At 71.8% G+C, this 26,473-nt stretch carries 28 protein-coding genes; 10 read left to right on the plus strand and 18 right to left on the minus strand.

Going from position 1 to position 26,473, the window contains the following annotated elements; translation table 11 throughout:
* Positions 1-239: 239 nt before the first annotated feature.
* From ACGFI7_RS22270 to ACGFI7_RS22290, 5 genes are all read right to left on the minus strand, one after another.
* Entirely contained in the window at positions 240-749 is a 510-nt protein-coding gene (locus ACGFI7_RS22270) for a flavin reductase family protein (RefSeq protein WP_393407392.1), read from the minus strand.
* Positions 746-2,341: a tryptophan halogenase family protein gene (locus tag ACGFI7_RS22275; protein ID WP_393407394.1), complete on the minus strand. Its 1,596-nt coding sequence runs from the start codon at positions 2,339-2,341 to the stop codon at positions 746-748. The genes ACGFI7_RS22270 and ACGFI7_RS22275 overlap by 4 nt, the downstream gene beginning before the upstream one ends.
* A gap of 94 nt (positions 2,342-2,435) precedes the next feature.
* Positions 2,436-3,827, minus strand: coding sequence for a sensor histidine kinase (locus tag ACGFI7_RS22280; protein ID WP_393407397.1), 1,392 nt, complete (start codon positions 3,825-3,827; stop codon positions 2,436-2,438).
* Between the two features lie 16 nt (positions 3,828-3,843).
* A complete protein-coding gene (locus tag ACGFI7_RS22285) occupies positions 3,844-4,509 on the minus strand; it encodes a response regulator transcription factor (RefSeq protein ID WP_393407399.1) in 666 nt (221 codons plus the stop codon).
* Positions 4,510-4,538: 29 nt separating this feature from the next.
* Complete coding sequence (locus tag ACGFI7_RS22290; protein WP_393407401.1) at positions 4,539-5,063, minus strand: response regulator transcription factor; 525 nt, start codon at positions 5,061-5,063, stop codon at positions 4,539-4,541.
* 374 nt (positions 5,064-5,437) lie between these two features.
* Here ACGFI7_RS22290 and ACGFI7_RS22295 point away from each other — a divergent pair, with 374 nt between their 5' ends.
* Entirely contained in the window at positions 5,438-6,511 is a 1,074-nt protein-coding gene (locus ACGFI7_RS22295; RefSeq protein WP_393407403.1) for a serine hydrolase domain-containing protein, read from the plus strand.
* Positions 6,508-7,737: a kynureninase gene (locus ACGFI7_RS22300; RefSeq protein ID WP_393407405.1), complete on the plus strand. Its 1,230-nt coding sequence runs from the start codon at positions 6,508-6,510 to the stop codon at positions 7,735-7,737. Before ACGFI7_RS22295 ends, ACGFI7_RS22300 begins: the two co-directional genes overlap by 4 nt.
* Before the next feature lie 7 nt (positions 7,738-7,744).
* On the opposite strand, the gene ACGFI7_RS22305 is transcribed toward ACGFI7_RS22300, so the two are convergent.
* Both ACGFI7_RS22305 and ACGFI7_RS22310 read right to left on the minus strand, forming a co-directional pair.
* Positions 7,745-8,569: an alpha/beta hydrolase gene (locus tag ACGFI7_RS22305; RefSeq protein WP_393407407.1), complete on the minus strand. Its 825-nt coding sequence runs from the start codon at positions 8,567-8,569 to the stop codon at positions 7,745-7,747.
* Positions 8,556-9,296, minus strand: a complete 741-nt coding sequence (locus tag ACGFI7_RS22310) for a tryptophan 2,3-dioxygenase (RefSeq protein ID WP_393407409.1) — start codon at positions 9,294-9,296, stop codon at positions 8,556-8,558. The genes ACGFI7_RS22305 and ACGFI7_RS22310 overlap by 14 nt, the downstream gene beginning before the upstream one ends.
* A gap of 109 nt (positions 9,297-9,405) precedes the next feature.
* On the opposite strand from ACGFI7_RS22310, the gene ACGFI7_RS22315 reads away from it, so the two are divergent.
* Positions 9,406-10,860 (plus strand): amino acid adenylation domain-containing protein, encoded by a 1,455-nt coding sequence (locus ACGFI7_RS22315; RefSeq protein WP_393407412.1) that lies wholly within the window; start codon positions 9,406-9,408, stop codon positions 10,858-10,860.
* On the opposite strand, the gene ACGFI7_RS22320 is transcribed toward ACGFI7_RS22315, so the two are convergent.
* Together ACGFI7_RS22320 and ACGFI7_RS22325 are read right to left on the minus strand one after the other, a co-directional pair.
* Complete coding sequence (locus ACGFI7_RS22320) at positions 10,849-11,580, minus strand: ABC transporter permease (RefSeq protein WP_393407414.1); 732 nt, start codon at positions 11,578-11,580, stop codon at positions 10,849-10,851. The genes ACGFI7_RS22315 and ACGFI7_RS22320 overlap by 12 nt on opposite strands.
* On the minus strand, positions 11,577-12,509 hold the full coding sequence (locus tag ACGFI7_RS22325; protein WP_393407416.1) for an ABC transporter ATP-binding protein: 933 nt from the start codon (positions 12,507-12,509) through the stop codon (positions 11,577-11,579). Before ACGFI7_RS22325 ends, ACGFI7_RS22320 begins: the two co-directional genes overlap by 4 nt.
* Before the next feature lie 151 nt (positions 12,510-12,660).
* On the opposite strand from ACGFI7_RS22325, the gene ACGFI7_RS22330 reads away from it, so the two are divergent.
* Positions 12,661-14,232, plus strand: a complete 1,572-nt coding sequence (locus tag ACGFI7_RS22330; protein ID WP_393407418.1) for an alpha/beta hydrolase — start codon at positions 12,661-12,663, stop codon at positions 14,230-14,232.
* A gap of 18 nt (positions 14,233-14,250) precedes the next feature.
* Here ACGFI7_RS22330 and ACGFI7_RS22335 read toward each other — a convergent pair whose 3' ends face one another.
* Positions 14,251-15,270 (minus strand): methyltransferase, encoded by a 1,020-nt coding sequence (locus tag ACGFI7_RS22335; RefSeq protein ID WP_393407420.1) that lies wholly within the window; start codon positions 15,268-15,270, stop codon positions 14,251-14,253.
* A gap of 122 nt (positions 15,271-15,392) precedes the next feature.
* Here ACGFI7_RS22335 and ACGFI7_RS22340 point away from each other — a divergent pair, with 122 nt between their 5' ends.
* The 6 genes from ACGFI7_RS22340 (at position 15,393) to ACGFI7_RS22365 (ending at position 18,778) form a co-directional block, all read left to right on the plus strand.
* Positions 15,393-16,679, plus strand: a complete 1,287-nt coding sequence (locus ACGFI7_RS22340; protein ID WP_393407423.1) for a M16 family metallopeptidase — start codon at positions 15,393-15,395, stop codon at positions 16,677-16,679.
* Between the two features lie 207 nt (positions 16,680-16,886).
* The gene (locus tag ACGFI7_RS22345; RefSeq protein WP_393407426.1) at positions 16,887-17,153 is read left to right on the plus strand and encodes a hypothetical protein; all 267 of its coding nucleotides are present in this window, start codon (positions 16,887-16,889) and stop codon (positions 17,151-17,153) included.
* 11 nt (positions 17,154-17,164) lie between these two features.
* Entirely contained in the window at positions 17,165-17,431 is a 267-nt protein-coding gene (locus ACGFI7_RS22350; protein WP_393407429.1) for a hypothetical protein, read from the plus strand.
* Between the two features lie 34 nt (positions 17,432-17,465).
* Positions 17,466-17,726, plus strand: a complete 261-nt coding sequence (locus tag ACGFI7_RS22355; RefSeq protein ID WP_393407432.1) for a hypothetical protein — start codon at positions 17,466-17,468, stop codon at positions 17,724-17,726.
* A 66-nt stretch (positions 17,727-17,792) separates the two neighbouring features.
* Complete coding sequence (locus ACGFI7_RS22360; protein WP_393407434.1) at positions 17,793-18,197, plus strand: hypothetical protein; 405 nt, start codon at positions 17,793-17,795, stop codon at positions 18,195-18,197.
* Positions 18,194-18,778, plus strand: coding sequence for a hypothetical protein (locus ACGFI7_RS22365; RefSeq protein WP_393407437.1), 585 nt, complete (start codon positions 18,194-18,196; stop codon positions 18,776-18,778). Before ACGFI7_RS22360 ends, ACGFI7_RS22365 begins: the two co-directional genes overlap by 4 nt.
* On the opposite strand, the gene ACGFI7_RS22370 is transcribed toward ACGFI7_RS22365, so the two are convergent.
* The 8 genes from ACGFI7_RS22370 to ACGFI7_RS22405 are packed head-to-tail and all read right to left on the minus strand — an operon-like array spanning position 18,735 to position 26,435.
* On the minus strand, positions 18,735-19,934 hold the full coding sequence (locus ACGFI7_RS22370; RefSeq protein WP_393407439.1) for a cytochrome P450: 1,200 nt from the start codon (positions 19,932-19,934) through the stop codon (positions 18,735-18,737). The two genes, ACGFI7_RS22365 and ACGFI7_RS22370, sit on opposite strands and share 44 nt — an antisense overlap.
* On the minus strand, positions 19,931-21,184 hold the full coding sequence (locus ACGFI7_RS22375) for an NAD(P)/FAD-dependent oxidoreductase (RefSeq protein ID WP_393407442.1): 1,254 nt from the start codon (positions 21,182-21,184) through the stop codon (positions 19,931-19,933). The genes ACGFI7_RS22370 and ACGFI7_RS22375 overlap by 4 nt, the downstream gene beginning before the upstream one ends.
* The gene (locus tag ACGFI7_RS22380) at positions 21,171-21,578 is read right to left on the minus strand and encodes a thiol-disulfide oxidoreductase DCC family protein (RefSeq protein ID WP_393407445.1); all 408 of its coding nucleotides are present in this window, start codon (positions 21,576-21,578) and stop codon (positions 21,171-21,173) included. The genes ACGFI7_RS22375 and ACGFI7_RS22380 overlap by 14 nt, the downstream gene beginning before the upstream one ends.
* Complete coding sequence (locus ACGFI7_RS22385; RefSeq protein ID WP_393407448.1) at positions 21,556-22,287, minus strand: LuxR C-terminal-related transcriptional regulator; 732 nt, start codon at positions 22,285-22,287, stop codon at positions 21,556-21,558. Before ACGFI7_RS22385 ends, ACGFI7_RS22380 begins: the two co-directional genes overlap by 23 nt.
* On the minus strand, positions 22,287-22,838 hold the full coding sequence (locus tag ACGFI7_RS22390; protein ID WP_393407450.1) for a hypothetical protein: 552 nt from the start codon (positions 22,836-22,838) through the stop codon (positions 22,287-22,289). The genes ACGFI7_RS22385 and ACGFI7_RS22390 overlap by 1 nt, the downstream gene beginning before the upstream one ends.
* Complete coding sequence (locus tag ACGFI7_RS22395) at positions 22,835-23,821, minus strand: alpha/beta fold hydrolase (RefSeq protein WP_393407452.1); 987 nt, start codon at positions 23,819-23,821, stop codon at positions 22,835-22,837. Before ACGFI7_RS22395 ends, ACGFI7_RS22390 begins: the two co-directional genes overlap by 4 nt.
* Before the next feature lie 2 nt (positions 23,822-23,823).
* Positions 23,824-25,569, minus strand: coding sequence for an ABC transporter ATP-binding protein (locus ACGFI7_RS22400; protein WP_393407454.1), 1,746 nt, complete (start codon positions 25,567-25,569; stop codon positions 23,824-23,826).
* Positions 25,566-26,435, minus strand: a complete 870-nt coding sequence (locus ACGFI7_RS22405) for a hypothetical protein (RefSeq protein ID WP_393407456.1) — start codon at positions 26,433-26,435, stop codon at positions 25,566-25,568. Before ACGFI7_RS22405 ends, ACGFI7_RS22400 begins: the two co-directional genes overlap by 4 nt.
* Positions 26,436-26,473 lie beyond the last annotated feature (38 nt).

Consider the following 26,473-nt stretch of genomic DNA (forward strand, 5'->3'; position numbering starts at 1 on the left):
CGATCTGAGGTCCGTGACGGCCGTCGCTCGCGGCAGGCGTCAGGACCGGTATGGCGAGGGCGGTTCGCTCGGCTTGTCCGCATGCCGAGCCTTCCCCGCCCCCCGCGGCAACACGCACCACGCGTCCCCCGTTTCCGCAGCATCCGGCCTTCGGCCGTCGATTCTGCGGCACGACCCGGGGCTTGCCGCAAGCCCCCGGGTCCGCTATAGGTTGAAAGTGGAGGGGAGGAACACTCCACTCACGAGGGGGTCAGCAGCGCCGGCTCCCCGGGGACGAGCCGCCCCCCGAGGAAGAGCAGCGGCGCGCTCCGCTCGTCGTCCGCCACGCAGTGCGCCACCTCGCCCACGACCAGCTCGTGGTCCCCGACGGGCAGGATCGACCACAGGTGGCAGGCGAACACCGCGATGCAGTCGGGCACGACCGGCACCCTCGGCGACCGTCCCGTCAGCGTCAGCTCCACGAGCGCGGTCTCGCCGCCGCGGGCGCGCTCGGCGTAGTGCCGGGCGTAGTGCTCCTGGCCGGCGCCCAGGACGCTGACCCCGAAGGCGCCCGCCTGCTCCACCGCCGCCCGCATCCGGCCGCTCCTGGTGAGGGCGACGCCGATGAGGGCGGGGCGGAGGGACAGGGTGACGAAGGAGTTGGCGGTCATCGCGTGCCTGCCGGTGGGGCCCTCGGCCGCCATCACCGTCACGCCTGTGGCGAACCGCCTGGCCGCACCGCGCAGGGCCGCCGCTATCTCGGAGTTCATCGTGCCCCGTGCAGCCGGCGCAGGAAGTCGTGATGGGTCGGCAGGGTGGCGAGGAGGTGGTCCTGCTTCTCCTTCACGGTGTCGAAGAGCGACGCCGCCTCGGCGATCGAGTCCTGCTTGTACGACAGCGCGGGCATGGGCTGGTCGGGCAGGACACCGAGTCCGGAGAAGATGCAGTAGTAGCTGCCGTTCGTCCAGAAGTTACGGAACTCCGCCTCGAAATTGCCGTAATAGGTGGACTCATCGGAGATCGGGGGATTCACCGCGAGCCCCGCCTTGTACATCGCCAGCTTCTCGGTGATGTTGTCCGGCAGCGTGAGGTTCTTGTTCTCCTTCCAGAACGGCGTGTCCGTACGCGGCGAACAGAAGAAGTGCGCCTGGATGAAGTCGCGCGTGTCGTCGAACATCTCCTCGATCTCCCGGTTGAACCGGTCGATGAGGACCTCGTCGAACCGCTTGTCCGGGAAGTGCTTGGCGAGCTGGTAGATGGCCGCGGTGATGAAGTAGATGCCGGTCGACTCCAGCGGCTCCAGGAAGCAGGAGGCCAGGCCGATGCTCACGCAGTTCTTGACCCAGGCCCGGCGGTTGCGCCCGACGCGGAAGCGGATGTTGTTGAACTGGGTGGTCTCGGGGTCCAGCCCCCAGAGCCGGCTGAACTCCAGCGTCGCCTCGTCACGGGAGGTGTGCGCGCTGGAGAAGACGTAGCCGGTGCCGAACCGGCCCAGCATGGGGATCTTCCAGCTCCAGCCGGAGCTCATGGCGATGGCCGAGGTGTAGGGCTCCACGCCGTGCGCCTCGTCGTCGTGCGGGACGGCGGTGGCGACCGCGCTGTCGCACATGAGGTGGTCGCTCATGTCGACGAACGGCTCGGCCATCGCCTGGTTGATGAGCAGCCCGCGGAAGCCGGAGCAGTCGATGAACAGGTCGCCGGAGAGCGTGCGCCCCTCCTTGGTGACCAGGCCGGTGATGTAGCCGCGCTCGTCGCGCAGCACCTCGGTCATCTCGTCGCGGACGTGCACCACGCCCTGCTTCTGGGTGGCGAACCGGCACAGGAAGTCGGCCACGAGATGGGCGTCGAAGTGCCAGGCGTAGCGGGTGGCCGGGCTGCCGTCGGCGTGCCTGGGCGCCAGCTTGGCGTCCATCACCGGCGGCTCCCTGAAGCAGGCGTAGTCGAAGGGCCGGTCGTCCAGGCCCGCCTGCCTGCGCTGCAGCCAGTAGTGCGAGATCGGGATCTGGTCGTGGTCCGGCAGCAGCCCGAAGGGGTGGTAGAAGTGGTCGCTGGTCCCGTCGGCGAGCGTGCGGGGAGAGCTCTCCCCCGCGCCGGGAGTGCGCCAGTTGACGAACCTGACCGCCATCTTGAAGGCGGCGTTGCACTCGCGCATCCACTCGTCCTCGGGGATGCCGAGGTAGTGGAAGAAGGTCTTGTGGAGGTTGGGGACGGTCGCCTCGCCCACACCGATCCTGGGCACCGTCGGCGCTTCCAGCACCGTGATGCGCACGCTTCCCTGGAGGAACTTCCCGAGGTACGCCGCGGTCATCCAACCGGCGGTTCCTCCGCCGAGGATCACGACGTCCTTGATGCGGGGATCCATTGTGCACGCCTCCTCATCTCGCTGCCAGGCGAGAGCTGACACCGGCAGGCTCATCCTGCAAAGGCGCGGCCGATCCGGTAATCCCGATCCGGCGTCACCGGAGGGCATGACCATCTGGCCTGCCCATCACGGCCGGGGCGGCGGGCACGCGGATGCGGACTTCCAGCCCCCGGGGCCGGCCCGCCGCCATGATCACCTGGCTGCCGCTCTCCTCGGCCAGCCGTCTGATGATCGCCAGCCCGAGCCCGGTGCCGGGGACGTTCTGGTGGCGGGCGCTGCGCCAGAACCGGGCCCCGACGAACTCCAGCTCCTCCGCGGGCAGGCCCGGCCCCTGGTCGCGCACCACCACGTCGATCATGTCGCCGCGGCGCTGGACGATCACCCGTACCGGCGCCTGCTCGCCGAACTTCAGCGCGTTGTCCAGCAGCGCGTCCAGGCCGTGCTCGATCAGCTCCGGCAGGCACACCGTACGCACGCCGTCGGGGATGTTGGTGATGAGCGGCACGCTGTTGCGGTCGTAGGCGGACCGCCACGCGTCCACCCGCTGCACGACCGTGGCCGACACGTCCACGACGACGGGCGGCGCCTGGCTGTTCTCCGACTTGGCCATCAGCAGGAGCGAGTCGACGATGGCGCACAGCCGGTCGACCTCGCTCAGCGCCAGCTTGAGATCCTCGCTCTGGTACGGCTCGCTGCCCAGCTCGAAGGCGTTCTCCACGCACAGCCGCAGCGCGGTGATGGGATTGCGGAGCTGGTGGGAGGCCTGGGCGACGAAGTCACGCTGCCGGGTGGCCAGGGTCAGCACGCAGTCGGCCATCTCGTTGAAGCCGCGGACCAGGCGGCGGATCTCGGGCGGGCCCGTGGCCTGCGGCACCCGGGCGTACGTGACGCCGGACCGCACCTGCTCGGTGGCGTCGGCGAGCAGCCGGACGGGGTTCATCACCCACCGCACCAGCGGGCCGATCACCAGTTCGGCCGCGGCCAGCACGACCAGGCCCGCGATGACCGCGAGCACCAGCAGCCGCACGCCGACCGCCGATCTGACGCCGTCGGTCGGGGACATCGTCACCGCGGCGCCCAGCAGCAGCCCGTCCCGGCGGACCGCGGTCCCGAGCACCAGCGGCGCCGAGTCCCACGGCCAGATGACGGACGGCGGCTCGGCGGCGGCCCCGGCCACGGCGGCGGACGCGGCGGCCCGGTAGTCCCCGCCCGGCGCGCGGTCCATCCCTGCGGCGGCCACCACCCCGCCGTGGTCGAGGACGAGCGCCGCGCACCCGCACGCCCGCGCCCGGCCGGCGACCTCCCGCCGCAGGGCGGTCAGATCCCGCCCGGCCAGGGCGGACTCGGCCAGCTCCGCGAGCTCCCACGTACGCCGCACGGCCTTGTCGTGCAGTTCGCGGGACACCCCGGCGGCGGTCCCGATGCCGAGCGGAACGGCGAACCCGCACGTGAGGACGGCCACCATGAGTACCAGTCGTAAATACACGCAGATCGCTCCCGATCTACGGCACGGCCAGTCTGTACCCGACGCCCCGGACTGTTTCGATCAGTTCTGGTGATGCCAGTTTCCTGCGCAGCGTGGCCACGTGGACGTCGAGCGTCCTGAAGTTGCCGTCACGCCGCCGCCACACGCTCGACATGAGCTGGTCGCGGGTGACCACCGTGCCGGCGGCCCTGGCCAGTGCTTCGACGATCTCGTACTCCTTGCGGCTGAGCGGCACGTTCTCCCCGCGCACGGTGACCTTCCTGCGGCCCAGGTCGATGAAGAGATCGCCGACGGCGATGACGCTCTCCGCCGAGGAGACGCGGAACGCGTTCCTGCTCCGGCGCATGACCGCCTCGATGCGGGCCTTCAGCTCGGCCAGGCCGCACGGCTTGACCACGTAGTCGTCGGCTCCCAGGCGAAGGCCGCGGACCCTCGCCTCCGACTCGGCGCGGGCGGTGACCGCGATGATCGGCACATCGCTCCTGGCCCGGAACCGCCGGCAGACCTCGAACCCGTCCATGTCGGGCAGGCACATGTCCAGCAGGACCAGATCCGCGTCGTCCTCGGAGCCGAGGGCCTCGCTGCCGGAGACCGCACACCGCACCTCGTAGCCGTGGCGCACCAGCGCGGAACATAACGCTCCCGCCACCCGTAGGTCGTCCTCGACCAAGAGGATCTTCATTCCCGTTCCCCATTTCAGCGAGCGAAGGGTTACACGAGACCGTCCCTCATGGCCACGGCGACCGCCAGGGTGCGGTTGGGGCAGTTGAGCTTGGCCAGCACGTTCGCGACCAGTCGCTTGACGCCGTGCTGGGAGATGTCCAGCCGCCGGGCGATCTGCTTGTTGCTGAGACCCTCCACGAGCAGCGCGAGCACCTGCTGCTCGCGCGGGGTGAGATAGGGATTGCGCTCACGGCCGGCCACCGCGTGGCGGCGGACGCTGGCGAGCAGATGGGTGGCGAGCCCGCCCGGGATGGGCACCTCGCCGTTGCGGACCCCGTTCAGCGCTTTCTCCAGCGATTCGGCGGTGAGGTCGTGCAACGTCAGGAAGCCGTTGCTCGGTATCGACGCCGCCGTTTCGAGGGATTCTTGTTGATTCCCGTCGAAGAGCAGCAGCACATTCGTGCCGAGTGATTGGGCGCGGGCCGCCAAACTCACCGCCTGTTCGCGCGAGATATCACTGCACGAAAGAATGAGCGTGTCGAATACCTCGTGACCGTCGGCAGCCAGCAACATAGGTGGCGCCATTGCCCTGCATCGGGATACCGAGGATAATTTCGTCAGCATGGCGCGTAAGCCGTGCCGGTGTACTTCGTTGGCCGCCACCACAACGACGGAATGGCGGACGGACGGACAGTCGACAATACTCCGGGTGGTTTCCGGTGCGTACATTCTTCCTCCGGGTAACCCTGTTCGAGGAAACGCGCATCCGGTGGTGACAGTACCGAGGCTCCGGTGAGGCGACAAGAGAACTTGATGTACATTTAACCTCCGCCTAGGACAGCAGTTGACTCTGCTGAGTTGCGCTCATCTTCTTCCCGGTCGGCCTGCCCGAACGGGCCGTTCCATCGGGCTCCCCGCGCCGCCGCCGGCCGTAGTTCGCTGAGGACATGACGACTCCGGTGAGCCCGCTCCGCCCGCGGCGCGCCGCTTCGGCCCTCGCCGAGATCACCACCCGCTGGTCCGCCCCGGGCGCGATCGGCGAGGTGCGGGCCGGTGAGGAGCACTGGCCCGGGGCCGCCGGGCACGCCGACGTGGCCACCGGGCGGCCGCGCCGCGCCGACGAGCGGTTCCGGGCGGGCAGCGTCACGAAGATGTTCGTGGCCGCCACGACGCTCCTGATCGCCGCCGACGGCGGGCTGGGCCTCGACGACCCGGTCGCGCGATGGCTGCCGGAGCTGCCCCCGCGCAACGGCAACGACCTGTCCCTCGTCACCGTCAGGCATCTGCTGGGCCACACCGGCGGCCTGTTCGACTACACCCGCGAGCCGGCCATGCACCGGCGGCTCACCAGCGAGTTCCCCCTGCACCGCACCACCTCGTACCGGCCGATGGAGCTGGCCGGGACCGCGTTGGACCAGCCTCCGGCGTTCCCGCCCGGCGCCGGCTGGGCCTACTCCAACACCGGCTACGTCCTGGCCGGGCTGGTCGTCGAGCGGGCGACAGGCCGGGACTTCCGGCACGAGGTCCGCGCCCGCGTCATCGAGCCCCTGGCGCTGACCGGCACGTCCTTCCCCGGCGAGGCCACCGGCCTGCCGGAGCCGCACGCCCGCCACTACTCGCGGCTGTCGCTGCCCATTCCCTTCCGCGGCACCCTGGACGTGACCGAGCTGAACCCGTCGTTCTGCGGCGCGTCAGGCGAGCTGATCTCGACCGTGGGCGACCTGACGCGGTTCCTCCAGGCGCTGCTGCGCGGGCGGCTGCTGGCCGCGCCCGAGCTGGCCGAGATGCTCACCCCGGTCGAGGGCTCCGGCGGCGGGCACGGGCTCGGCGTCAAGTTCCGCCGGGTGGCCGGCCGGCTCGTCGCCGGCTACGACGGCGCCGTCCACGGCTCCATCACCTCGGTGTTCGGCGCGCTCGACGGCTCACTGACGGCCGCGCTGAACGTCAACTCCGACTGGCAGGACGAGACCGCCATGACCACCACCCTCATGACCGCGGCCCTGGACGAGGAGGATCGATGACCGCGCACGTCCCGACCCTGGACGACGCACACCGGCTCGACGCCGAGGACCCGCTGGCGTGGCTGCGCGACCGCTTCGCGCCCGCCCTGCCCGGCCGCGTCTACCTCGACGGCCACTCCCTGGGCAGGCCGCCCGCCACCGCCCGGCACACCGCCGACGCGCTCATCTCCACCGAGTGGGCGCACGACCTGGTGAACTCCTGGTTCTCCCGCTGGATGAGGCTCCAGCACGACCTGGGCGACCTGCTCGGCCGGCACTTCCTGGGCGCCGCGCCCGGCCAGGTGGCCGTCACCGACTCCACCGGCGTCAACCTCTACAAGCTCGCCGAGGCAGCCGTCTCCGCCCGGCCGGGGCGCCGGGTGGTCGTCTGCGATCGCGACATCTTCCCCACCGACCGCTACATCCTGGAGGGCGTGGCCGCCGAACGCGGGCTGGTGCTGCGGCTGGCCGACTTCGACGAGATCACCGGGCCCACGCCGGACGCCGTGGCCCGGGTGGTCGACGAGCGGACGGCGCTGGTGTGCCTGTCGCACGTCGACTACCGTTCGGGGGCGATCGCGGACCTGGCGGGGATCAGCGCCGTGGCCCGCTCGGCGGGCGCGCTGACGCTCTGGGACCTGTGCCACTCCGCGGGCGTCGTGCCGGTCGAGCTCGACGCCTCCGGCGCCGACCTGGCCGTCGGCTGCACGTACAAGTACCTGTCGGGCGGTCCAGGGGCGCCGGCTTTCCTGTACGTACGGCACCAGCTGCAGGATCGGCTGACCCAGCCGATCTGGGGCTGGTTCGGCCACCGCGACCAGTTCGGCATGGGGCAGGGCTACGAGCCGGCGCCCGGCATGCGGCGCTTCCTCGTGGGCACCCCGCCGGTGGTCAGCCTCGCCCTCGTCGAGGACGGCGCCGGGCTGCTGGCCGAGGCGGGCATCGCGGCCCTGCGCGCCAAGAGCCGGGCGCTGACCGGCTTCCTCGTCGAGCTGTACGACGCCTGGCTGGCCCCGCTGGGCGTCCGCCTGGCCGGCCCGCGCGAGCCGGGGCTGCGCGGCGGCCACGTGGCGTTCGCGCACCCGGCGGCGGAGCGGTTCGGCAAGGCGCTGGAGGCCGAGGAGGTGATCGTGGACGTACGGCCGCCCGACCGGCTCCGCTTCGGCCTGGCCCCCGCCACGACGTCGTTCACCGAGGTGTGGACGGCCGCCTCCCGCTTCCGCCACATCGCCGCCCAGCTGGGCTGAGCGGGGCTCAGGTGAGGTCGAGCGCCTTGGACAGGCGGTCCCAGGTGGCCGACCAGGCCGGCGTGGCCGGGTCGATGACCATGAAGTGGTCGCCGTCCGGCAAGGTGATCAGCTCGCACTCGTCGCCGGCGGCCCGCCCGTAGCGGACGCTCATCTCGTACGGCACCGCGTCGTCGGCGGTGCCGTGCACGAGGACCTGCGGGACGCCCAGCGGCAGCAGGTCGGCGGGCGAGGCCAGCCGGTACAACTCGGGCGCCTCCGCCTCGGAGGCGCCGACGAGCTCGGCGGCCGCGTCGTCCGACAGCTTCCAGGCGTGCGCCAGCCGCAGGTCCGCGACCGGCGCGAGCCCCGCCACCAGGCGCAGGCGGACCCGGCCGCCCGCGCCCCAGGGCGTGCGCGTCCTGGCGGCCAGCCACAGGGCCAGGTGGCCGCCCGCCGAGTGGCCGGCGACGGCCACCCTGTGCAGGTCGAGCGGGTGCGCGCCGGCCAGGTCCGTCAGCGCCTCCAGGCCGGCGGCGACGTCGGCGAACGTGCCAGGCAGGCCGCCGCCGGGGTCGCCCACCCTGCGGTACTCCAGGTTCCAGGCGGCGGCCCCGGCCGCCGCCACCGCGTGCGCCAGGGCGTGCATCAGATCGGCGCGGTAGCGGCTGCGCCAGTAGCCGCCGTGGACGAGCACCACCACCGGGTACGGCGGCCGGCCGGTCACCGGGAGCCACAGCTCGCCGTACTGATCGGGTTCGGGACCGTACGGCACGCGCAGGCCGCCGTCGGGGACCGTGAAACGGGCCAGCTCGGGCGGGTACGGCGGATGGACCTGGTCAGAGGCGGCCACGAAGGCTCCACAGCTCTTCGAAGAACCGTTTGGACAGCGTCGACCGCAAGTAGCCGACCCCCGAGGAGCCACCGGTGCCGCAGCGCCCGCCGATGATCCGCTCGACCATGCTCAGGTGCCGGTAGCGCCACTGGGAGAAGCCCTCGTCGTGGTCGATCAGCGCCTCGGCGAGCCGGCCCAGCTCGTCCTCGACCACCTCGTGGCGCAGGATGCGGGCCAGGTCGGGCGAGCCGCGCCGGGCCCACAGCCTCTCGAACGCCTCCATGAGGCTGGGCTCGGCGAGCCGGCGGGCCAGCCGGTCGCGTTCGGTCTCCGTCAGGCCCTCCCTGGCCAGGTGGCCGGGGTCCTTCAGGCCGGACAGGAACTCGATCTCGCGGAACTGCGCCGACTGCAGCCCGCTGGAGCTGTAGAGGCCGCCGCGGACCTGCTTGAAGGCGCCGGGGCTGATGGTGGCGAGCACGTCGACCTGCTCGCACAGCACGCGCTCGATGACCCGGACGCGCCGCAGGCAGTAGAGCGCCCGGGGCACGTCACCGGCGAGCACCGCGTCCCTGGCGCCTTCGAGCTCGTGCAGCAACACCTTGAACCACAGCTCGTAGATCTGGTGCGCGGTGAAGAACAACATCTCGTCGTGATGGCCCGAGGGCGACTCCTGCAGAGAGAGCAACTCCTCCAGGTGCAGGAATCCGCCGTAGGTCGGTGCCACGCGTTCCGGAGCTGAGTGCATTCCCCGACCATACGATCCGGCCGCCGGGCCGCCGAAGACCGGCTGGGCTCGCCGATCGGTGAGGGCATGCACGGCTGGCGCGGCCCGGCGGCCGGCCTAGCGTTCGAGTATGGACACGCTGCCCCGTCTGTTCGAAGCACAGGTGGCGAGGACCCCGGCGGCCACGGCCGTCGAGTCGCCGCTCGGCACGCTGAGCTACGCCGAACTCAACGCGCGGGCCAACCGGCTCGCCCGTCACCTCGTCCGGCTCGGGGCCGGGCCGGAGGACCGGGTGGGCGTGGCGCTGCCGCGCTCACCCGGCGCGGTGGTCGCCATGCTGGCCGTGCTGAAGTGCGGCGCGGCCTACCTGCCGCTGGATCTCGCGCTGCCGGAGGCCCGCCGCGAGGCCCTGATCCGCGACGCCGCCCCGCTCACCGTCATCGCCGACCAGCCGGACGACACGGGACCGCCCGGCGGGCCGTCCGACGGTGATCTCGCCGACGCGGAGCTGATCCGGCCGCTGCTTCCCGGCCATCCGGCGTACGTCATCTACACCTCGGGCTCCACCGGGACGCCCAAGGGCGTGGTGGTGCCCCACGGCGCCATCGTCAACCTGGCCCGCGACCACATCAGGCGCTGCCGGCTCGACGGGACCAGCAGGGTGCTGCACCTGATCGCGCCCGGCTTCGACCCGGCCGTGGCCAACGTCGCGATGGCGCTGCTCTGCGGCGCGACGCTGGTCCTGCCCGGCCCGTACGACCGGCTGTCGGGCGAGGACCTGGCCGAGGCCTTCTACCTGTCCGCGGCGACCTTCGCCCAGATGCCGCCCGCGCTGCTGGCCACGCTGCCCGACGACGATCTGCCCGCGCTGCGCACGCTCATCGTGGGCGGCGAGCGGGTCAGCCCCGACCTGGTCGCCCGTTTCGGACCAGGGCGGCAGATGCTCAACGCGTACGGTCCCACGGAGACGACGGTGGCGGCCACCGTCAGCGACCCGCTCGACCCGGGCAGGCCGCCCTCCATCGGGCGGCCGATCGACGGCGCGCTGGTGTACGTGCTGGACGAGCGCCTCGACCCGGTGCCGCCCGGCGAAGAGGGCGAGCTGTACATCGCCGGGGCCGGGGTGGCCAGGGGCTATCTCGACCGGCCCGGCCTGACGGCCCTGCGGTTCCTCCCCGACCCCTTCGGCGCGCCAGGCGAGCGGATGTACCGCACCGGCGACCTGGTCAAGGTCGGGCCGGACGGCGACCTGATGTTCCTCGGCAGGACCGACGACCAGATCAAGCTGCACGGCAACCGCATCGAGCCGGCGGAGATCAGCGCGGCGCTGGAGCGGCACGACGGCGTCGCCCAGGCCGTGGTGGTGCTCAGGAAGGACGGGCAGCCGCGGCTCGTGGCCTACGTGGTGCCCGCGGAGCAGCACGCCGACGGGCCCGGCGCCACGGAACTCCGCAGGCACCTGGCGGGGCTCCTGCCCGCCGGGATGGTGCCCGCGGAGTTCGTGACGCTGGCGGCGCTGCCTCTCACGCCCAACGGCAAGGTCGACACCCGGTCGCTGCCGTACCCGGTGGCGTCAGGACGATGAGCCGTCGTCCCAGCGGAAGATCCGCACGGCGATGGCGCCGAGCGCCAGCGCGGCGCCCCCGCTGATCGCCCAGGCCACCCACTCGGGGTGCGCGGGCTCCATGCCGACCATCTCCCAGCGCAGCGCGCCGGTGATGAGAGCCGGGGGCAGCCACTGCAGGATGTCGCCCACGCCGGCGGGCAGCATCCGCAGCGGGACGACGGCGTCGCCGACGAAGATGACGGCGATGATGATGATGGTGAGCACGGTCTCGGCGGTCTCTGCCGAGGTGAGCACGGCCGCGAACATGAAGCCCAGGGCCAGCAGGAAGGCCAGCCCGATCACGCTGGTCAGCAGCAGCGCGGGCAGCCGCGGCACCTGCAGATAGCCGTACGCCGCCGCGACCGCGCAGTTCAGCACGAGGAACGCGGCGGCCAGCGCCAGCCGGAGCGGGGCCAGGGAGAACAGCAGGCCGCGCCGGGTCAGCGGCGTGGTGCTCAGCAGCCGGAGCGTGCCCCTGCGGCGCAGCTCGGCGGCGGGCAGCACGGTGCCGTACAGGGCGATGGCGGCCAGCGCGGTGAACAGCGCGCCGGGCAGCTGGAACCGGCTGATGTCGCCGGAGCCGACCGGGCCCACCATGGCCAGCACCAGGAAGATCAGCGGGAAGCCGAGCACGCCCATGGCCGCCCGGCGGTCCCTGGTGAGCTGACGGGTGTGCGCCAGAGCGAGAGTCCAGTTCATACCTTCACCTCGGAGAACGCTCGGCCGGTCAGTTCGCGGTAGACCTCGTCCAGCCCGGGGGCGCGGACCACGACGTCGCGCACCGGCGGATCGACGCCGCGCAGCAGCGCCGCGACGGCCTCGGACTCGGAGGTGGAGACGTGCACCTTGGTGCCGCGCACGTCGACCGAGAACACGTCGGGACGGCCGGCGAGCAGGTCTCTGGCGTGGCCAGGGTCGCGGGAGAAGGTGACCAGATGGTGGGGCGCGTGGCGGTTGATCAGCTCCGCCGGGGTGCCCTCGGCCAAAAGCCTCCCGTGGTCGACGATGGCCACCCGGTCGCAGAGCGACTGGGCCTCGTCCATGGAGTGCGTGGACAGCATCACGGTGCCGCCCTCGTCGCGGAAGCGCAGCAGCACCTCCCACAGCTCGGCGCGGGCGTTGGGGTCCAGGCCGGTCGAGGGCTCGTCCAGGACGACCATGCGGGGCCGGCCGATCAGGGCGCAGGCGATGAGCAGGCGGCGTTCCTGGCCGCCGGACAGGTTGCGCACCTGGATGCCGGCGCTCTCGGTGAGGCTCACCGCGGCCAGCAGCTCGGCCACCTCGCCGGGCCGCTCGTAGAAGGTCCGCCAGAGGGTGAGCGTCTCCTCCGCGGTCAGCAGCGGGAAGAGCTGGGCCTGCTGCGGCTGCACGGCCAGGACCCGCACCAGCTCCCGCCGCTCGGCCCGGGGGTCGAGACCGAGGACGCGGACGGTGCCCGACGTGGGCGCGCGTAACCCGGCGATCATCTCCAGCGTCGTGGTCTTGCCGGCCCCGTTCGGGCCGAGCAGCCCGAAGATCTCTCCCCGGTCCACCTGGAGGTCGAGACCGTCGACGGCTTTCTTGTCGCCGTAGCGTTTGGCGAGCGAGACGAGCCGGACCGCCGGGTCTCGCGAATGCGTGGTTGACAAATCACACCTCCAACACGGTTCACCGGGCACGCTACCAATTTGTCAGCACGGAGTTAAGCAGGAAAACGGCCTGGTCAAATGGTCAGGGTCGGTGGCGGGACAGCGCGTTATCGTGTCGCCACCGCACCGATATTCACACAGGGAATGCCGAATGTTATTCCGTTTACTCACCGCGTTCCTGGTCGCTTCCCCGCTGACCCCGTTGTCCGCCACCGCCGCGTCCGCCACGCCCGCCGAGATCACCTGGGAGACCTGTACGGATCCCGTGCTGGCGGCGCTGGGACTCGACTGCGCCAAGGTGGACGTCCCGCTGAACCACGCCGCGCCGGACGGCGCCACGGTGCGGATCGCGCTGGCGCGCAAGGCCGCCACGGCGCCGCCCGAACAGCGGCTGGGCACCTTGATGATCAACGCCGGCGGCCCCGGACAGGCCGGGCGCACGCTGGCCGCGGCACTCACCGTGCTCATGCCCGCCGACCTGGCGGCCCGCTACGACATCGTCGGCTACGACCCGCGCGGCACCGGCGCGAGCGAGCCCCGGATGAGCTGCGACCCTGACCGCTTCGCCCCCGTGCAGCCCGACACCGTGCCGCGCTCCCCCGCCGACGAGCGGGCCCAGATCGAGGTGGCCCGCGGGTACGCCGCCGCCTGCGCGGCCGCGCACGGCGATCTGCTGCCGTACATGCGCACCGCCGACAACGCCGACGACCTGGACGCGCTGCGCCGGGCGCTCGGCCAGGACCGCGTCTCCTACCTCGGCTACGGGTACGGCTCCTACCTCGGCGCCGTCTTCGCCTCCCGGCACCCCGGCACCGTCGGCCGCATGGTCCTCGACGGCGTGGTCCGGCCGAGTGACGTCTGGTACGAGCACGGCCTGGAGCACGCCACCGCGATGAACGACCGGGCCCGCGACTTCTTCGCCTGGGTCGCCCGCCACGACTCCGCCTACGCGCTCGGCGGCACGCCCGCGAAGGTCGAGCGGGCCTACTACGCCGCCAGGGACCGGGTCCGCGCCCAGCCCGCCGGTCAGGTCGTCGGCCCGCGCGAGTTCGACGGCGCCTTCCTGGCGGCCGGCTACGAGACGACGTGGTGGCCGATGCTGGCGACCGCGCTGTCGTCCTTCTCCCGCGGCGACGAGCAGCCGCTGGTGGACGCCTACCGGTTCCTGGCGCTCCCGGACGACAACGACTACGCCGTGCACAGCGCGACCCAGTGCGCGGACGCGCCGTGGCCGCGCGACTGGAACCGCTGGCGGCACGACGCCCGCCGGCTGCACCAGCGCTCGCCCTTCCTGGGCTGGACGCACGTCTGGTACAACGCCCCGTGCGCGTTCTGGCCGGTCAAGACCCGGTCGGCGGACCGGATCTCGGGGCGGGCGGTCGAGAGCGCGCTGCTCGTGCAGCCCACCGAGGACGCGGGCGCGCCCTGGCCGGGCGCGCTGGAGATGCACGCCAAGCTGCCGGCCTCGCGGCTGCTCGTGGAGCGCGGAGGCAAGAGCCACGCCGTGTCGTTCCTGCGCGGCAACGCGTGCGTCGACGGGCACGTGGCGGCCTATCTGGCCGACGGCACCCTGCCGGGCAGCCGGCCCGGGCCCGACGCCTTCTGCGACACCGTGCCCGAACCGGTCCCGGCGGCCCAGGCCGACGCGGGCCTCGCGGCGAAATCCGCGATCCCGGACGTCGGGACGCCGCTCTCGCCGCACCTGCTCGGCCGCATCCGCTGACGCGGCCGCCCAGATGGTTCACGTACGGACGTACTCGATGACGTGATAGCCGGACAGCGGCGTCCGGCGCGTCTCGACCGGCGTGAGCCCCGCGCGCTCGGCCAGGCGGTGGATCTCCTCCGGCCGCCTGGCCCGCCCGCTCTGCACCACCAACTGGAACAGATCCAGAAATGTCATGACCTTGTCGTCGGCTCCGGCCGTGGCGCACGTGTCCACCACGACCACCCGGCCCTCCGAGGGCACGACCTCGGCGCAGCGCAGCAGGATCGCCACCGCGTCGTCGTCCTCCCAGTCGGGGACGACGTTGGCGAGCAGGTAGACGTCGTACCCCTCGGGGAGCGGCGCGAAGAAGCTGCCCTCGGCGATCACGCAGCGGTCGCCCACCCCCGCCGCGGCCAGCGTCCCGGCCGCGGCCCGCGCCGTCTCGGCCCGTTCCACCAGGGCGGCGCGCAGTCCCGGATGGGCCCGCAGGATCGCGGCGGTCAGCTCGCCGGTGCCGCCGCCCACGTCGGCCACGCTGCCGGCGCGCTTCCACACCTCGTCCTGCGCGATCTCGCCGGCGTACCCGGCGGCCATCGCCGTGGAGGCCGCCGAGGCGCGCCGCGACAGCTCCGGGTCCGCCGCCATGTCCTCGTAGAACGGGCGGCCGAACACGCGGCGGTAGGCGTCGCCGCCGTGCCGGACGGTGTCGATCAGGCGGGCCTGGGCCGCCGCGATCCTGCCCTGCGGGCCGTCGTGGTCGAGCAGCTCGTGCATCCCCCACGGGTGTCCCGGCGACAGCAGCGACGCCGCCCGGTTGACCGCGAAGACGCCGGGCCTGATCTCCTCGAAGACGCCCCGGCTGCTGAGGTAGCGCAGCAGGCGTTCCAGCGCGTCGGGGTCGGCGCCGCGGGCGGTGGCGAGCTCGGCGGCGGTGGAGCCGCCCGGCGCGACCGCGTCGGCCAGCCGCAGCGTCGCGGCGACGCGCACGGCGTAGGGGGCCATCAGATCCAGCGCGGCGGTGACCAGGGCCAGCGCTTCCTCGTCTCGCTCTGTCATGGCCCGAGCGTGACACCGTGGCTCCGGTGAGGGACCGCCTGCCCGGAACGGATTCCGGCGAGCCCGGACGGGCAGCCCGATCGGGCAGTCCCGGGCTCCGGCCGCCGGGTTAGCGTGCCGGTGTGCCGGCCACACCGCATCTGCGCCGTACCGTGCTTCCGAGCGGGCTCCGGGTGATCACCGAAAGGACGCCCGGCGAGCACGCCGCCGCCTTCGGCGTGTGGGCCGCCACCGGCTCGCGCGACGAGTCCGACGCCTGCCACGGCGCCTCGCACTTCCTGGAGCACGTCGTCTTCAAGGGCACCGGCAGCCGCACCGGCGAGCGGATCTCCGTCGAGATGGACGCCACCGGCGGCGAGTCCAACGCGCTCACCGCCAAGGAGCACACCGCCTATTACGCCAAGGTGCTGCTGGACGACCTGCCCGGGACCGCCGACCTGGTCTGCGACCTGGTGGCCGACCCGGTGCTGGACGAGGCCGACCTGGAGATCGAGCGGGGGGTGCTGCTGAACGAGCTGGCCATGCAGCGCGACGACCCGTTCCAGGCGGTGCAGCAGGAGCTGGCGTACGCGCTCTTCGCCGACGCCCGGCTGGCCCGGCCCGCCGGCGGCACGGAGGCCACGGTCGGCGCGATGAAGCGCGACGTGGTGGCCGCCTTCCACGCCGAGCACTACGTACCCGAGAAGCTCGTGGTCGTGGCGGCGGGCGACCTCGACCACGAGCGGGTCGCGGACCTGGCCGCCGCCCGGCTGCTGCGGCGCTTCGGCGACCGGCGGCGCGACCCCGTGCCGCCGCGGCCAGGCTCCGACAGCGTTCCCGCGTTGCCCGCCCGCTGCGTGGTGCTGCCGCGGAGCGTGGAGCTGGCCTCGCTGGTGGCCGGTGTGCCCGGCATCGCGCAGGGGCACGAGGCCCGCTACGCGATGGCCGTGCTGTCCACCGCGGTCGGCGGCGGCATCTCCGCCCGGCTGTTCAAGGAGCTGCGCGAGCGGCGCGGGCTGGCGTACGCGCTGGGCAGCCACGTGCAGACGCACTCCGACGCGGGCGCGTTCGTCGTCCACGGGGTGTGCCGGCCGGCGGACGTGCCCGCCTTCCTGAGCGGCCTGCGTGAGGAGCTCGGCCGGATCGCCGCGGACGGGCTGGACGGGGAGGAGGTCGAGCGCGCCCAACGGCGGACCCGCGGACGGCTGGCGCTGAGCCTGGCCGACCCGCTGGCCCGGGTGAGCGCGCTGGCGAACGCCGAGCTGTCCGGCGAGCCGCCCGAGGCGGTCGGCGAGATGATCCGCGCGGTCGGGGAAACGACCGTTGAAGAGGTGCGCGACCTCGCTTCGCAGCTTTTCTCCGCGCCATTGTCCGTGGCCGCCGCAGGCCCCTTCCCCGCCGATCAGGACTTCCTCTCGGAGGTCAATTAAATCCGCAATATGATGGATGTGCCGGACAAGTCCGTTCCTTAGCATTACAGCGCGGGAGTCTCCGCGGAAAGGGGCGGAAATTGATTCGGAGAATGGTCGGCGAATAAATGCCGACCGGCCGGGCCGACCCGTCCTCCCGTTGCGCAGACAACCCGTTCTCGCGGTTTCACAGCCATTCCGGCACCCCGTGCAGAAAGGGAACGTCCGATGAACCGAGTCGAAGAGCTCGCCCAGAAGTCCATCCCCACCCGCTCCTCCGCCGACTTCCGGCCGCTGGAGCACGCCAAGCCGGTGAGCCCCGTGCTCTACACGCCGGTCGCCGCCTTCGTGGCCGGCTACAACGCGGTGAAGTTCGTCTGCACCTTCTGGGGCGGCGACCACCTGGAGTCCACGGCACTCAAGGGCGGCGCCAACCTGACCGAGCTCGACGTGAGCGAGCTGGCCACGCTGCGCCGCCACATCCTGCACACCTGAGGAGGGATCCGATGAACCGAGTCGAGCGCGTCGCCCAGAGCAAGATCCCTGGGCCCGGCGCGGCCTCGTTCGGGCCGCTGGAGCACGCGCACCCGGTCAGCCCGGTGCTGTACACGCCGGTCGCGGCGTTCGCGACCGGCTACCTGGCGGCCAAGTACGTCTGCACCTTCTGGGGCGGCGACCACCTGGAGTCCACGGCACTGCCCACGGACACGGACCTGGCCGCCCTGAGCGGTGACGACCTGGCCGCGATCCGGCGGGACATCCTGCGCCGCTGACGTCGGAAGCCGAACCCGATCAGAAAGGAAACGCATGACCCGAGCAGAGCGTGCCGTTCGCCGGATGCTTCCCGGCCGGACCGGTGCCGCACTCGAACCGCTGCGCCTGGTCCGGCCGCACACGCCGGCCCTGTTCGCCATCACGACACCGACCTTCATCTCGTGCATCACGAGGGTCACGATCCTCTGTGGCGGCGGCAGGACCGCGCGGGCGTCCGCAGCGGGCGCGTCCGATCTGCACGGCCTCGCCTCCGGAGATCTGCTAGCCGCCCGGAGGGACATCCTGCTCGGCTGAACGCCGAGGGGCGCCTGGTAGCCGGGTGCCAGGCGCCCAACCCCTTTTCCTATGTGGAGGTTCACCATGAAGTTCAGCAGAAGGCTTGCCGTCCTGGGTGTGGCGGTGGCGACCGCCACGGCGCTGACCACGACCTCCGCCGCGGCGGCGGCGGGTTCGTGGTCGACGAGCCACGGGACCGCCACGGCCGCCGGCACCACCACGGTCGTGCGCGATGGGCTGTCCGTGACCATGAAGGTTCAGGGGCAGCTCACCAACACCGGGTCCGAGTGCTACTCGGTCTGGGTGCAGTACGTCTGGGACCTGGCGCCCGGATTCCCGGCCAAGCACGTGACCAAGTGCGGCACGGGCTCGGCCCCGATCGACATCACGTGGGTCCGGACCATCGCTTTCCCGACGCAGAGCATGAACCTGAGGGTGTGCCGAGGCCAGGAGAACACCTCCGACTGCGGACCGGCGATCCGGCCGTGAGAGCGAAACTGACTCCCGCCCTGGTCGGCAGGGGGCTGCTCTACACCTTCCTGGGGGCGTGGTTCGCCGTCAGCACGGTCAAGCAGGAGCCCACCCGCCGACTGGAGTGGTACCGCAAGTTCGACCCCGGCGGGCTGCTGCTGCCGGAGTGGCGGTTCTTCGCCCCGCACCCGGGCACCCACGACAACAACGTGCTCTACCGGGACGAGCTGGCGGACGGCGAGCTCACGCCGTGGAAGGAGATCACCTCCGCGGTGCCGCGCAAGTTCCGCCACATCTTCTGGCTGCCCGAGCACCGTGTCGACAAGGTGATCTTCGATCTGGCCGCCGAGGTGTCCAACACGATCCTGGACGGAAAGCTGGAGAGCCCCGAGGACATCCAGCTCTCGCTCCCGTACCTGTTCCTGCTCAACCATGTGACGCACAACCACCCGCACGACCCGCGGGCGATCAGGACACAGTTCCTGATCGCCCGTTCGGCGGGATGGGACGAGTCCGAGGAACCGCTGATCGTCTTCTATTCCAACCTGCACCCGATCAAGCGGACAACCGTACGGCCAGGCGTGAAAGTCCCCACGTGAAGTTCGAGGCGTTGTAGGTCGGCCGGTCGCGTAGCTCGATGGTCCGCACGCGGCCGGCCAGCTCGCTCAGGAACACGGTCAGCTCCAGCCGGGCCAGCCGGGCGCCGATGCACAGGTGCCGGCCGGCGCCGAAGGTGACGTGCCGGTTCGGGGTCCGGTCCACCAGGAAACGGTCGGCCTGCTCGAACTCCTCCTCGTCCCGGTTGGCCGAGACGTTCCACAGCGTCACCCGGTCGCCGGGGGCGATGTCCACGCCGCCGATCGTGGCCGGGCGGACCGCCGTGCGCAGCGCGTGCACCCCGGGGACGGTCCACCGCAGCACCTCTTCCAGCGCTGCGGGCACCGCGGCGTCGCCGCCCGATCTGAGCTGCTCCCACTGGTCCGGGTGCTCGGCGAAGGCCAGCACCGCGCCGGCGGTGGAGAACCGGGTGGTCTCGTTGGCGCCCGACAGGACGCCGCTGCAGTTGAAGACGATCTCCTCGTCGGTCAGCGGGCGACGGCCGCCGGTCGCGGCCACCCGCTGGTCGGTGGCGATCCGGCTGATGAAGTCGTCCCCAGGCTCCTCGCGCCGCTCGGCCAGCAGTTCGCTGAAGTACAGGAAGATCTCGCTGTGCGCGCGGCTCTTGCCCTCATCGTCGTCGCCCTCGAAGGCGGCGGAGATGGTGTCGCACACCCAGTCCCACTCGCCGGCCGGGATGCCCATGAGCGAGCAGATCACGTGGTTGGTGAGCCGCTTGGCGACCTCGTAGAAGTCGACCTCGCCGCGTTCGAGCACGTCGTCGACGGCGCGGGCGGCGGCCGCCCGCGCCAGGCGCTCCATCCGGGGCAGTTCGGAGTGGCCCAGCGCCTTGGAGATCACGCTCTTGATCCGGTTGTGCTCGGGCGGGTCGGAGACGATCAGCATCCGCTGGGAGACGGCCGCCACGGCCTTGTCCACGCTGCCCAGGCGCATGCCGTGGCGGGAGCTGAAGGTCTCGCTGTCGGTGTAGACGCGGGTCACGTCGCGGTGCCTGGTCACCACCCAGAAGCCCGGCCCGCCGGGCTCCGGGTGCCGATGGACCGGGTCGTGCCGCCTGAGCCAGGCGAACATGGGCCAGAAGGCGTTGCGGCCGAACAGCGACGCGTCCGTCACGTCGACCAGGGTCTGCTCGGTCATACGACGCTCGCCTCCTCGGCCGCGTCGGGGATGGGGAACACGGCGGCCAGGGCCGACACCCCGGTGACCACGGTGACGAACGCGGCCCGCGCGTCCACGTTCCGGGCGTCCAGGTCGGTCATGGCCTGGGCCTGCTCGAAGTAGTCCTCGCGGTCGCGGTCCGGGTTGTAGAAGAAGCGCACGTACTCCAGGAAGCTGGTGAGCAGCTTGCGGTGGCCGGCCTGGTAGCCGTCGAAGGCGCGGCCCTCCATGTCCGGGCTGCGCAGGGCGACGTCGATCGCGCGGGCGGCCGGGTGCGCGGCCAGGATCGCCAGGCACACGCCGCCGGAGAACAGCGGGTCGATGAAGGCGGCCGAGTCGCCCACCGACAGCCAGCCGGGGCCGACGCTGGACTCGGCGAGGTAGGACCAGTCGCGCGTGGTGCGGAACTCGGACACCCGCTCGCTGCCCTCCAGCAGGGTCTTGACGACCTTGCTGGCGGCCAGGTCGGCGTCGTGCAACTCGCGCAGGGTCTTGTCCTTGCCGAGCCGGCTGGTGGGGGTCACGTACCCGATGCTCAGGGTGGATGGGTCGGTGTCGACCGGGATCGCCCAGAACCAGCCGTCGGGCACCCGCTCGACGAGGATGTTGCCCTCCTGGCCCTCCGGCAGGTCACGGGTCGGCGCCCAGTAGGACCAGTAGGCGACGCTGCGCAGGTCGTCCTGCCACTGCACGGGCGTGAGCGTCCGGCTCAGCACCCGCGCCTGACCGGACGCGTCCACCACGGCCCGCGCCCGCGCCACCCGCTCCTCACCGTCCACGGCGTAGCGGACGCCGACCACCCGGCCGTCCTCGAGCAGGGGCTCCTTCACGGTCGCCTCTTCCCGGACCACGGCCCCCAGCTCCCCGGCCCGGATGAGCAGCAGGTGGTCGAACTCGGCGCGGCGCACGTGGTACGAGTAGTCGAAGGGCGCGCCGACCGCCTCGGAGAAGTTGATGTTCCACAGTTGCCGTTCCCTCCCCCACACCAGGCTGAGCCCGACCTTGCGCGGGAAACCCATGCCGGCCAGCCGGTCGATGAGGTCGAGCTCCTCCAGCACCGTCATCATGCCGATGATCAGCGACTCGCCGATGTGGTAGCGGGGGAAGCGCTCCTTCTCCAGGATCAGCACCCGGTGACCGCGCTTGGCCAGCAGCGCGCCGGTCACCGAGCCGGCCGGCCCGCCGCCCACGACCACGGCGTCGAACTCTTCGTACTCAGGCCCGTCCATGGGGCTCCTCCTCGTCACGCGACGGGACCGCGCAGGCGGCGGTCCCTCCGGGCAGGCGGTATCGGTTGGTGGCGACCAGGCGGTAGACCGCCAGGGCGATCCAGCGGATCGGCGGCGTCGCCAGCAGCAGGCCGGCGATCCGCCAGGCCGGGGCGGCGGTGCCCAGCAGCGCGGCGAACGCCTGGACGCCGCCGCGCACGGCGGTGCGGCCCCGGGCGTCCCTGGTCACCCAGAGCGCCTCGTGCCGGGCGCGGGCGGCGGTGGTGCCGAAGGCGGCCAGGTCCGTCCGCTGGTACGGCCTGGCCTGAGCGGCCGGTCGGGCGCGGTCCAGCAGCCAGGTCACCGATCTGGTGCAGAACCCGCAGTCGCCGTCATAGATGAACAGGGACTCCATCCGACTGGTCCGCTCCTCTCGGTTCGTGGTGGGCGGCGGGGACGTACGGCAGCGGCCCGAACAGCCCGCGCTGGTGGGCGATGAAGACCGCCTCGGTGCGGTTGCGCACGCCCAGCTTGCGAAGGATCTTCAGCACGTGCGAGCGGACCGTGGCCTCGGTGATGACGAGCTTCTCGGCGATCTCCTCGTTCGGGCAGCCGATCGCGAGCAGGCGCAGCACCTCCTGCTCGCGCGCGGTGAGCGTGCCCGTCGCCCGAGGGTCGTCGCGCCGCTCGGCCAGCCGCACCGCCAGCGGCAGCATGGCCAGCGCGATGTCGTTGAGCATGGCCGGCGGGATGTAGGGATGCCCGGCGGCCACGGCGCGCACCGCCGTCACCACCTCCTCGACGGGGCTGCCGTCGAAGATCACCCCTCGGAACCCGGCGTGCAGCGCCACCTGGAGCCGCTCGCGGTCCTCCGGCCCGGTGACGACGGCGATCAGCCCGCCGCGCATCCCGGTGCCGGGGAAGTGCCGCTGGGCCGCCTCGGCCAGGTCGACGCCGGGGACGTCGAGCGAGAGCAGGATCACCAGCGCGCCGTGCCCGGCCGGACGGTTCTCCGGCGGGCGGCCGACCGCGGCCACCTTGTCGATGCCGACGGCCCGGCGCAGGGCGCCGGCCAGCCGCTGCCGCCGGACGGCGTCACCATCCACCACCAATGAGGTGATCATTAGCTGAGGGGGTGAACGTTGGACAGGAAGAGAGCCAGGGGTTGCTCCGAATCGTCCCGCCCGGTCGAGCGGGAGATGAAGAACTGGGTGTTCTTGGCGTGCCGGTGGTGCGGCTGCCGGTGGATCACGTAGTTGAGCAGCAACAGGTAGGGCGTGGTCACCTGGATGTCCCTCGGTCTGGTGAACTCGGGGTCGACCACCGTCCTGGCGATCTGGCCCACCAGGTCGAACAGGGCCTTCTCGTCACGGCGGTCCGGGTACCACAGGATGTGCAGCCAGAACCGGTCGCTCGTGGACAGGACCTCCTTCCACGGTGTCACCGTGCCGTCGTCCAGCTCGTCCCGGTACAGCAGGTGGTTGTCCCACATCCCCGGATTGGGGGCGAAGAAGCGCCAGTCCGGGAGCAGCATGCCGTTGCCGTCAATCTTGTCGATCCAGTCCAGCTTCAGCTTCCGCGTCGGGTCCTGTTTCACGAAACTCAGCGCGAACCACGTGCCCAACAGCCCGTAGAGCGTCCCGCGCCCGATGCGCGCACCCCACGTTCCGGTCATGTCTCGTCCTCCAACTCGGATAAACGGGCCACCTTCTCGATCACATGCGCGACCTTCGCCGCGTGGATCTCCTCCGCGATGAGCTCCACGTGCCCGGACTCCTCGATCTCGTGGACGCCGCCGCGCCCGAGCGCGGCCAGCTCGCGTTGCAGCTCCATGTGCATGGGGTCGTCGTCGGACGAGGCCGTGGCGGTGAGCACGGCGACCGGGCAGCCGGGCGGCGCGGTCGTGGCGCGGACGGCCGCCTCGACGTTCTCCAGCCAGGCGCGCAGCTCGGCGTAGGTGCCCGCGGAGACGGAACGCCGGTGGTACTGGGCCATCGCCACCGACCGTTCCGGCTCGGGCAGCCCGGCGATCCGCATCAGGGCCGCGTCGGCGGTCAGCCGCATCACGCCGAAGGTCGCCTTGGTGATGGAGGTCCGCAGGTCCTGCTCCACGAAGTGCAGGCCCATCCGCTGCCGGTGTGACCTGTCGAGCTGGTCGGGGTGCGAGGAGTCGAGGAAGACCAGCCCGGCCACGTCCTCGGGGTGCTGGTGGGCGAAGTGCCTGATGAGCAGGCCGCCGTAGGAGTGGCCGGCCAGGACGTACGGCCCCGGCATGCCCAGGGCGGTGAGCAGCGTCTTCAGGTCGCGGGTGGCCAGGGCGGCCGAGAGCGGCTCGTCCGGCGGGTCGCTGCGGCCGACGCCGGCCCGCTCGTAGCACAGCACCGGGGCGAACTCGGCGACCTTGCGCCGCACCCAGGTCCAGACCTCCAGCGGGCAGCCCATCCCGCTCTCCAGCACGACCAGCGGGCCGGGCTTGTCGGTCCCGTCGAGCACCGCGTGCAGCAGCCTGCCGCCGCCCACGTCGACGAACTGTCCGGGTGCGGGGAAGCGCTGCCGGTCACGACGCTCCATGACGGACTCGAAGAAGGCGCCGGCGGACAGCGCCAGCCCCGTCGCGGCCACACCCAGGCCGAGCACTCTCGGCAGCGTCACCTTCATCGTCACAACTTCCCTTCCGTCAGCTCGGGCGCGAACTGGGTGTGGACCAGGCGCCGGTAGAGGTCGTCGGAGGCCATCAGGCACTCGTGGGTGCCTTCGCCACGGACGCGGCCGTCCTCCACCACGATGATCTTGTCGGCGTCGACGACGGTGGAGAGCCGGTGCGCGATCACCACGACCGCGCGCTCGGCGGCCTGGGCCCTGATCGAGTCGCGCAGGGCCTGCTCGGACTCGGCGTCCAGGTGGGCGGTGACCTCGTCCATCAGCAGCACGTCCGGCCGGGCCAGGAGCATGCGGCCGATGGCCACCCGCTGCCGCTGCCCGCCGGAGAGCTCGGCGCCCTCCTCACCGACCTGGCCCTCCAGCCCGTCCTCCAGCCCGTCGACCCACCGGTGCAGGTGGGCCGCGTCGATGGCCTCGGCCAGCTCGTCCTCGGTGGCGTCGGGGGCGGCGTAGAGCAGGTTCTCCCTGATCGTGCCGTCCATGACCGGGGCGTGCTGCTCCACGTACCCGACGCGGGCGCGCAGCTCGGTCAGGTCGACGTCGTGGATGTTGCGGCCGTCCAGCAGGATGGCGCCGTCGTCGGCCTCCCACAGCCGCTCGACCAGCGAGAAGATCGTGGACTTGCCCGCGCCCGACGGGCCGACGATCGCCGTGACGCCGCGTACCGGCACCGAGAACGAGATGCCGCGTAAGACATGACGCCCTGGCTGGTAGGCGAACCACACGTCGTCGAGCCGGAGGATCTCGCTCGCGGGCCGCGGCGCGACGGGCGCCACCGCGCCCGGCCGCGACTCCTCCATCGGCAGGGTCATGATGTCCTGCAGCCGCGCCACGGAGGCCAGCCCCTGCTGGAACTGGGCGGCCGAGGCGAAGAAGTTCACCAGCGGCGTGATCATGTAGAAGAGGTAGAGCAGGAAGGCGGTGAACGCGCCGATCGGCAGCTCGCCGTCGGCCAGCCTGAACGCGCCGACGATGAAGACGACGGCGTACGAGGCCTGCAGGCCGAGGTTCACCGTGGGCAGCAGGGCGGCCACCAGCCGCACCACGCGCTGTTGCGCCTCGTAGGCGTCACCGGCGTGCGCGTTGAGCCGCGTCGCCTCCCGCTCCTCCGCCCGGCTGATCTTGATGGTGCTCAGCGCGGCGAGCGCCCGCTCCACCGCCGAGCCGAAGTCTCCCACCCGGCCCTGCAGCTCGAAGGTGGCCTTGCGGACCCGCCCGGCCAGCGTCAGGCCGAGACCCGCCGCGAAGACGAGGCAGAGCGCGGTGACCCCGGCCAGCACCGGATCGATGATCACCATGAGGGTGACGGCGCCGAGGACCGTGATGGCGGCCAGCAGCATGCTGGCCAGGCTCTGAGTGAGCGCCCCGGAGATCATCGAGGTGTCGGAGAGCACCCGGGCCATGGTGTCGCCGCGGCGCCGTTCCTGGTGGTCGCTCATCCGGCCGCGCAGCAGCCGGTGCACGATCGTCTCGCGGACGCCCAGCACGATCCGGTTGCCGGTCCGCCCGACGATGAACGCCTGTGCGGCGGCCACCGCGCCCTCGGCCGCGAACAGGCCGAGGAGCAGCAGCAGCGTGCCCGACTGGAAGGAGCCGGCGGTCACGTGGCCGACCAGCGAGCCGATGACCACCGGCTGCGCCAGCGAGGCCGCGGTGGCGGCGACGCCGAGGCCGAGCGCCACCAGCAGGCTGGTGCGGTGCGGGCGCAGCAGGGCCATGGCGCCGTTGAGCGGGCCGGCGGTCATCGCCGCTTCCGCAGGGCGTTCAGCAGCTTCTTGGGCGAGATGTCGTCCATCTTCATGTTCTTGGACATGTAGATGACCGCCGGGTAGGTGCCGACGAACGACCACAGGAACCTGTTCAGGCCCATGAACGCGGCGTTGCCCGCGTGAAAGGCGACACCCGTGCCGAGCATGGCCCAGGCCGACTTCTTGGGCAGGACCAGGGCCAGCGGCAGGATCGACTCGCCGACGATCACGCCCCAGCCGGCCAGCTTCGAAAGTGTGGGCCGGTCCTTGAAGATCTTGTAGATGCGTTCGTCGCCGTACACGTAGGTACGGAAGATGCCCGGCATCGCCTGGCCTTGACGCCAGGACGGGCCGGCGGCCTTGGCCAGGCCCGCGGCGAGGTACGACAGCATGCACTGGCCGCCGATGAACCAGGCGCTCGCGGCCCGCGCCTTCGGGTCGTTCGGGAAGAAGCGGGTGGCCAGCAGCGCGAGGTAGGTGAGCTGCGACATGTGCTCGGTGCCGTCCGTGCCGGCCCGGATCCGCACGGCCAGCATGTAGTTCGTCACCGCGATGAAGGCCACCGCGAAGTCGCGCGTGGTCTTGTCGGTCCGCGGGTTGACCAGGGTCAGCGCCGCCACGAGGCGCAGGTTCAGCATGATGTGGATGCCCGGCGGCTTGAAGATCACGTTCAGCCAGTCGGCCTTCTTGCCGGCCAGCATCCTGATGCGGAGCCGCTCGACCTCCCAGCTCATCAGGCCGGTGTCCTCGAACATCTCGGGCCTGGCCAGATACTCCATGGAGGCCAGCGCGAGTCCTACGGCGCTGACGGTCTCCACCTGGCGAAGTACTTTGTCGACGGGTTCAACTGCCTTGGTCGTCATCGTCACTCCTTTGCCATGCGGTGGACGCGCGGCCTGGC

The organism is Nonomuraea sp. NPDC048826, from assembly GCF_043198225.1.
In the GTDB taxonomy this organism is placed as follows: domain Bacteria; phylum Actinomycetota; class Actinomycetes; order Streptosporangiales; family Streptosporangiaceae; genus Nonomuraea.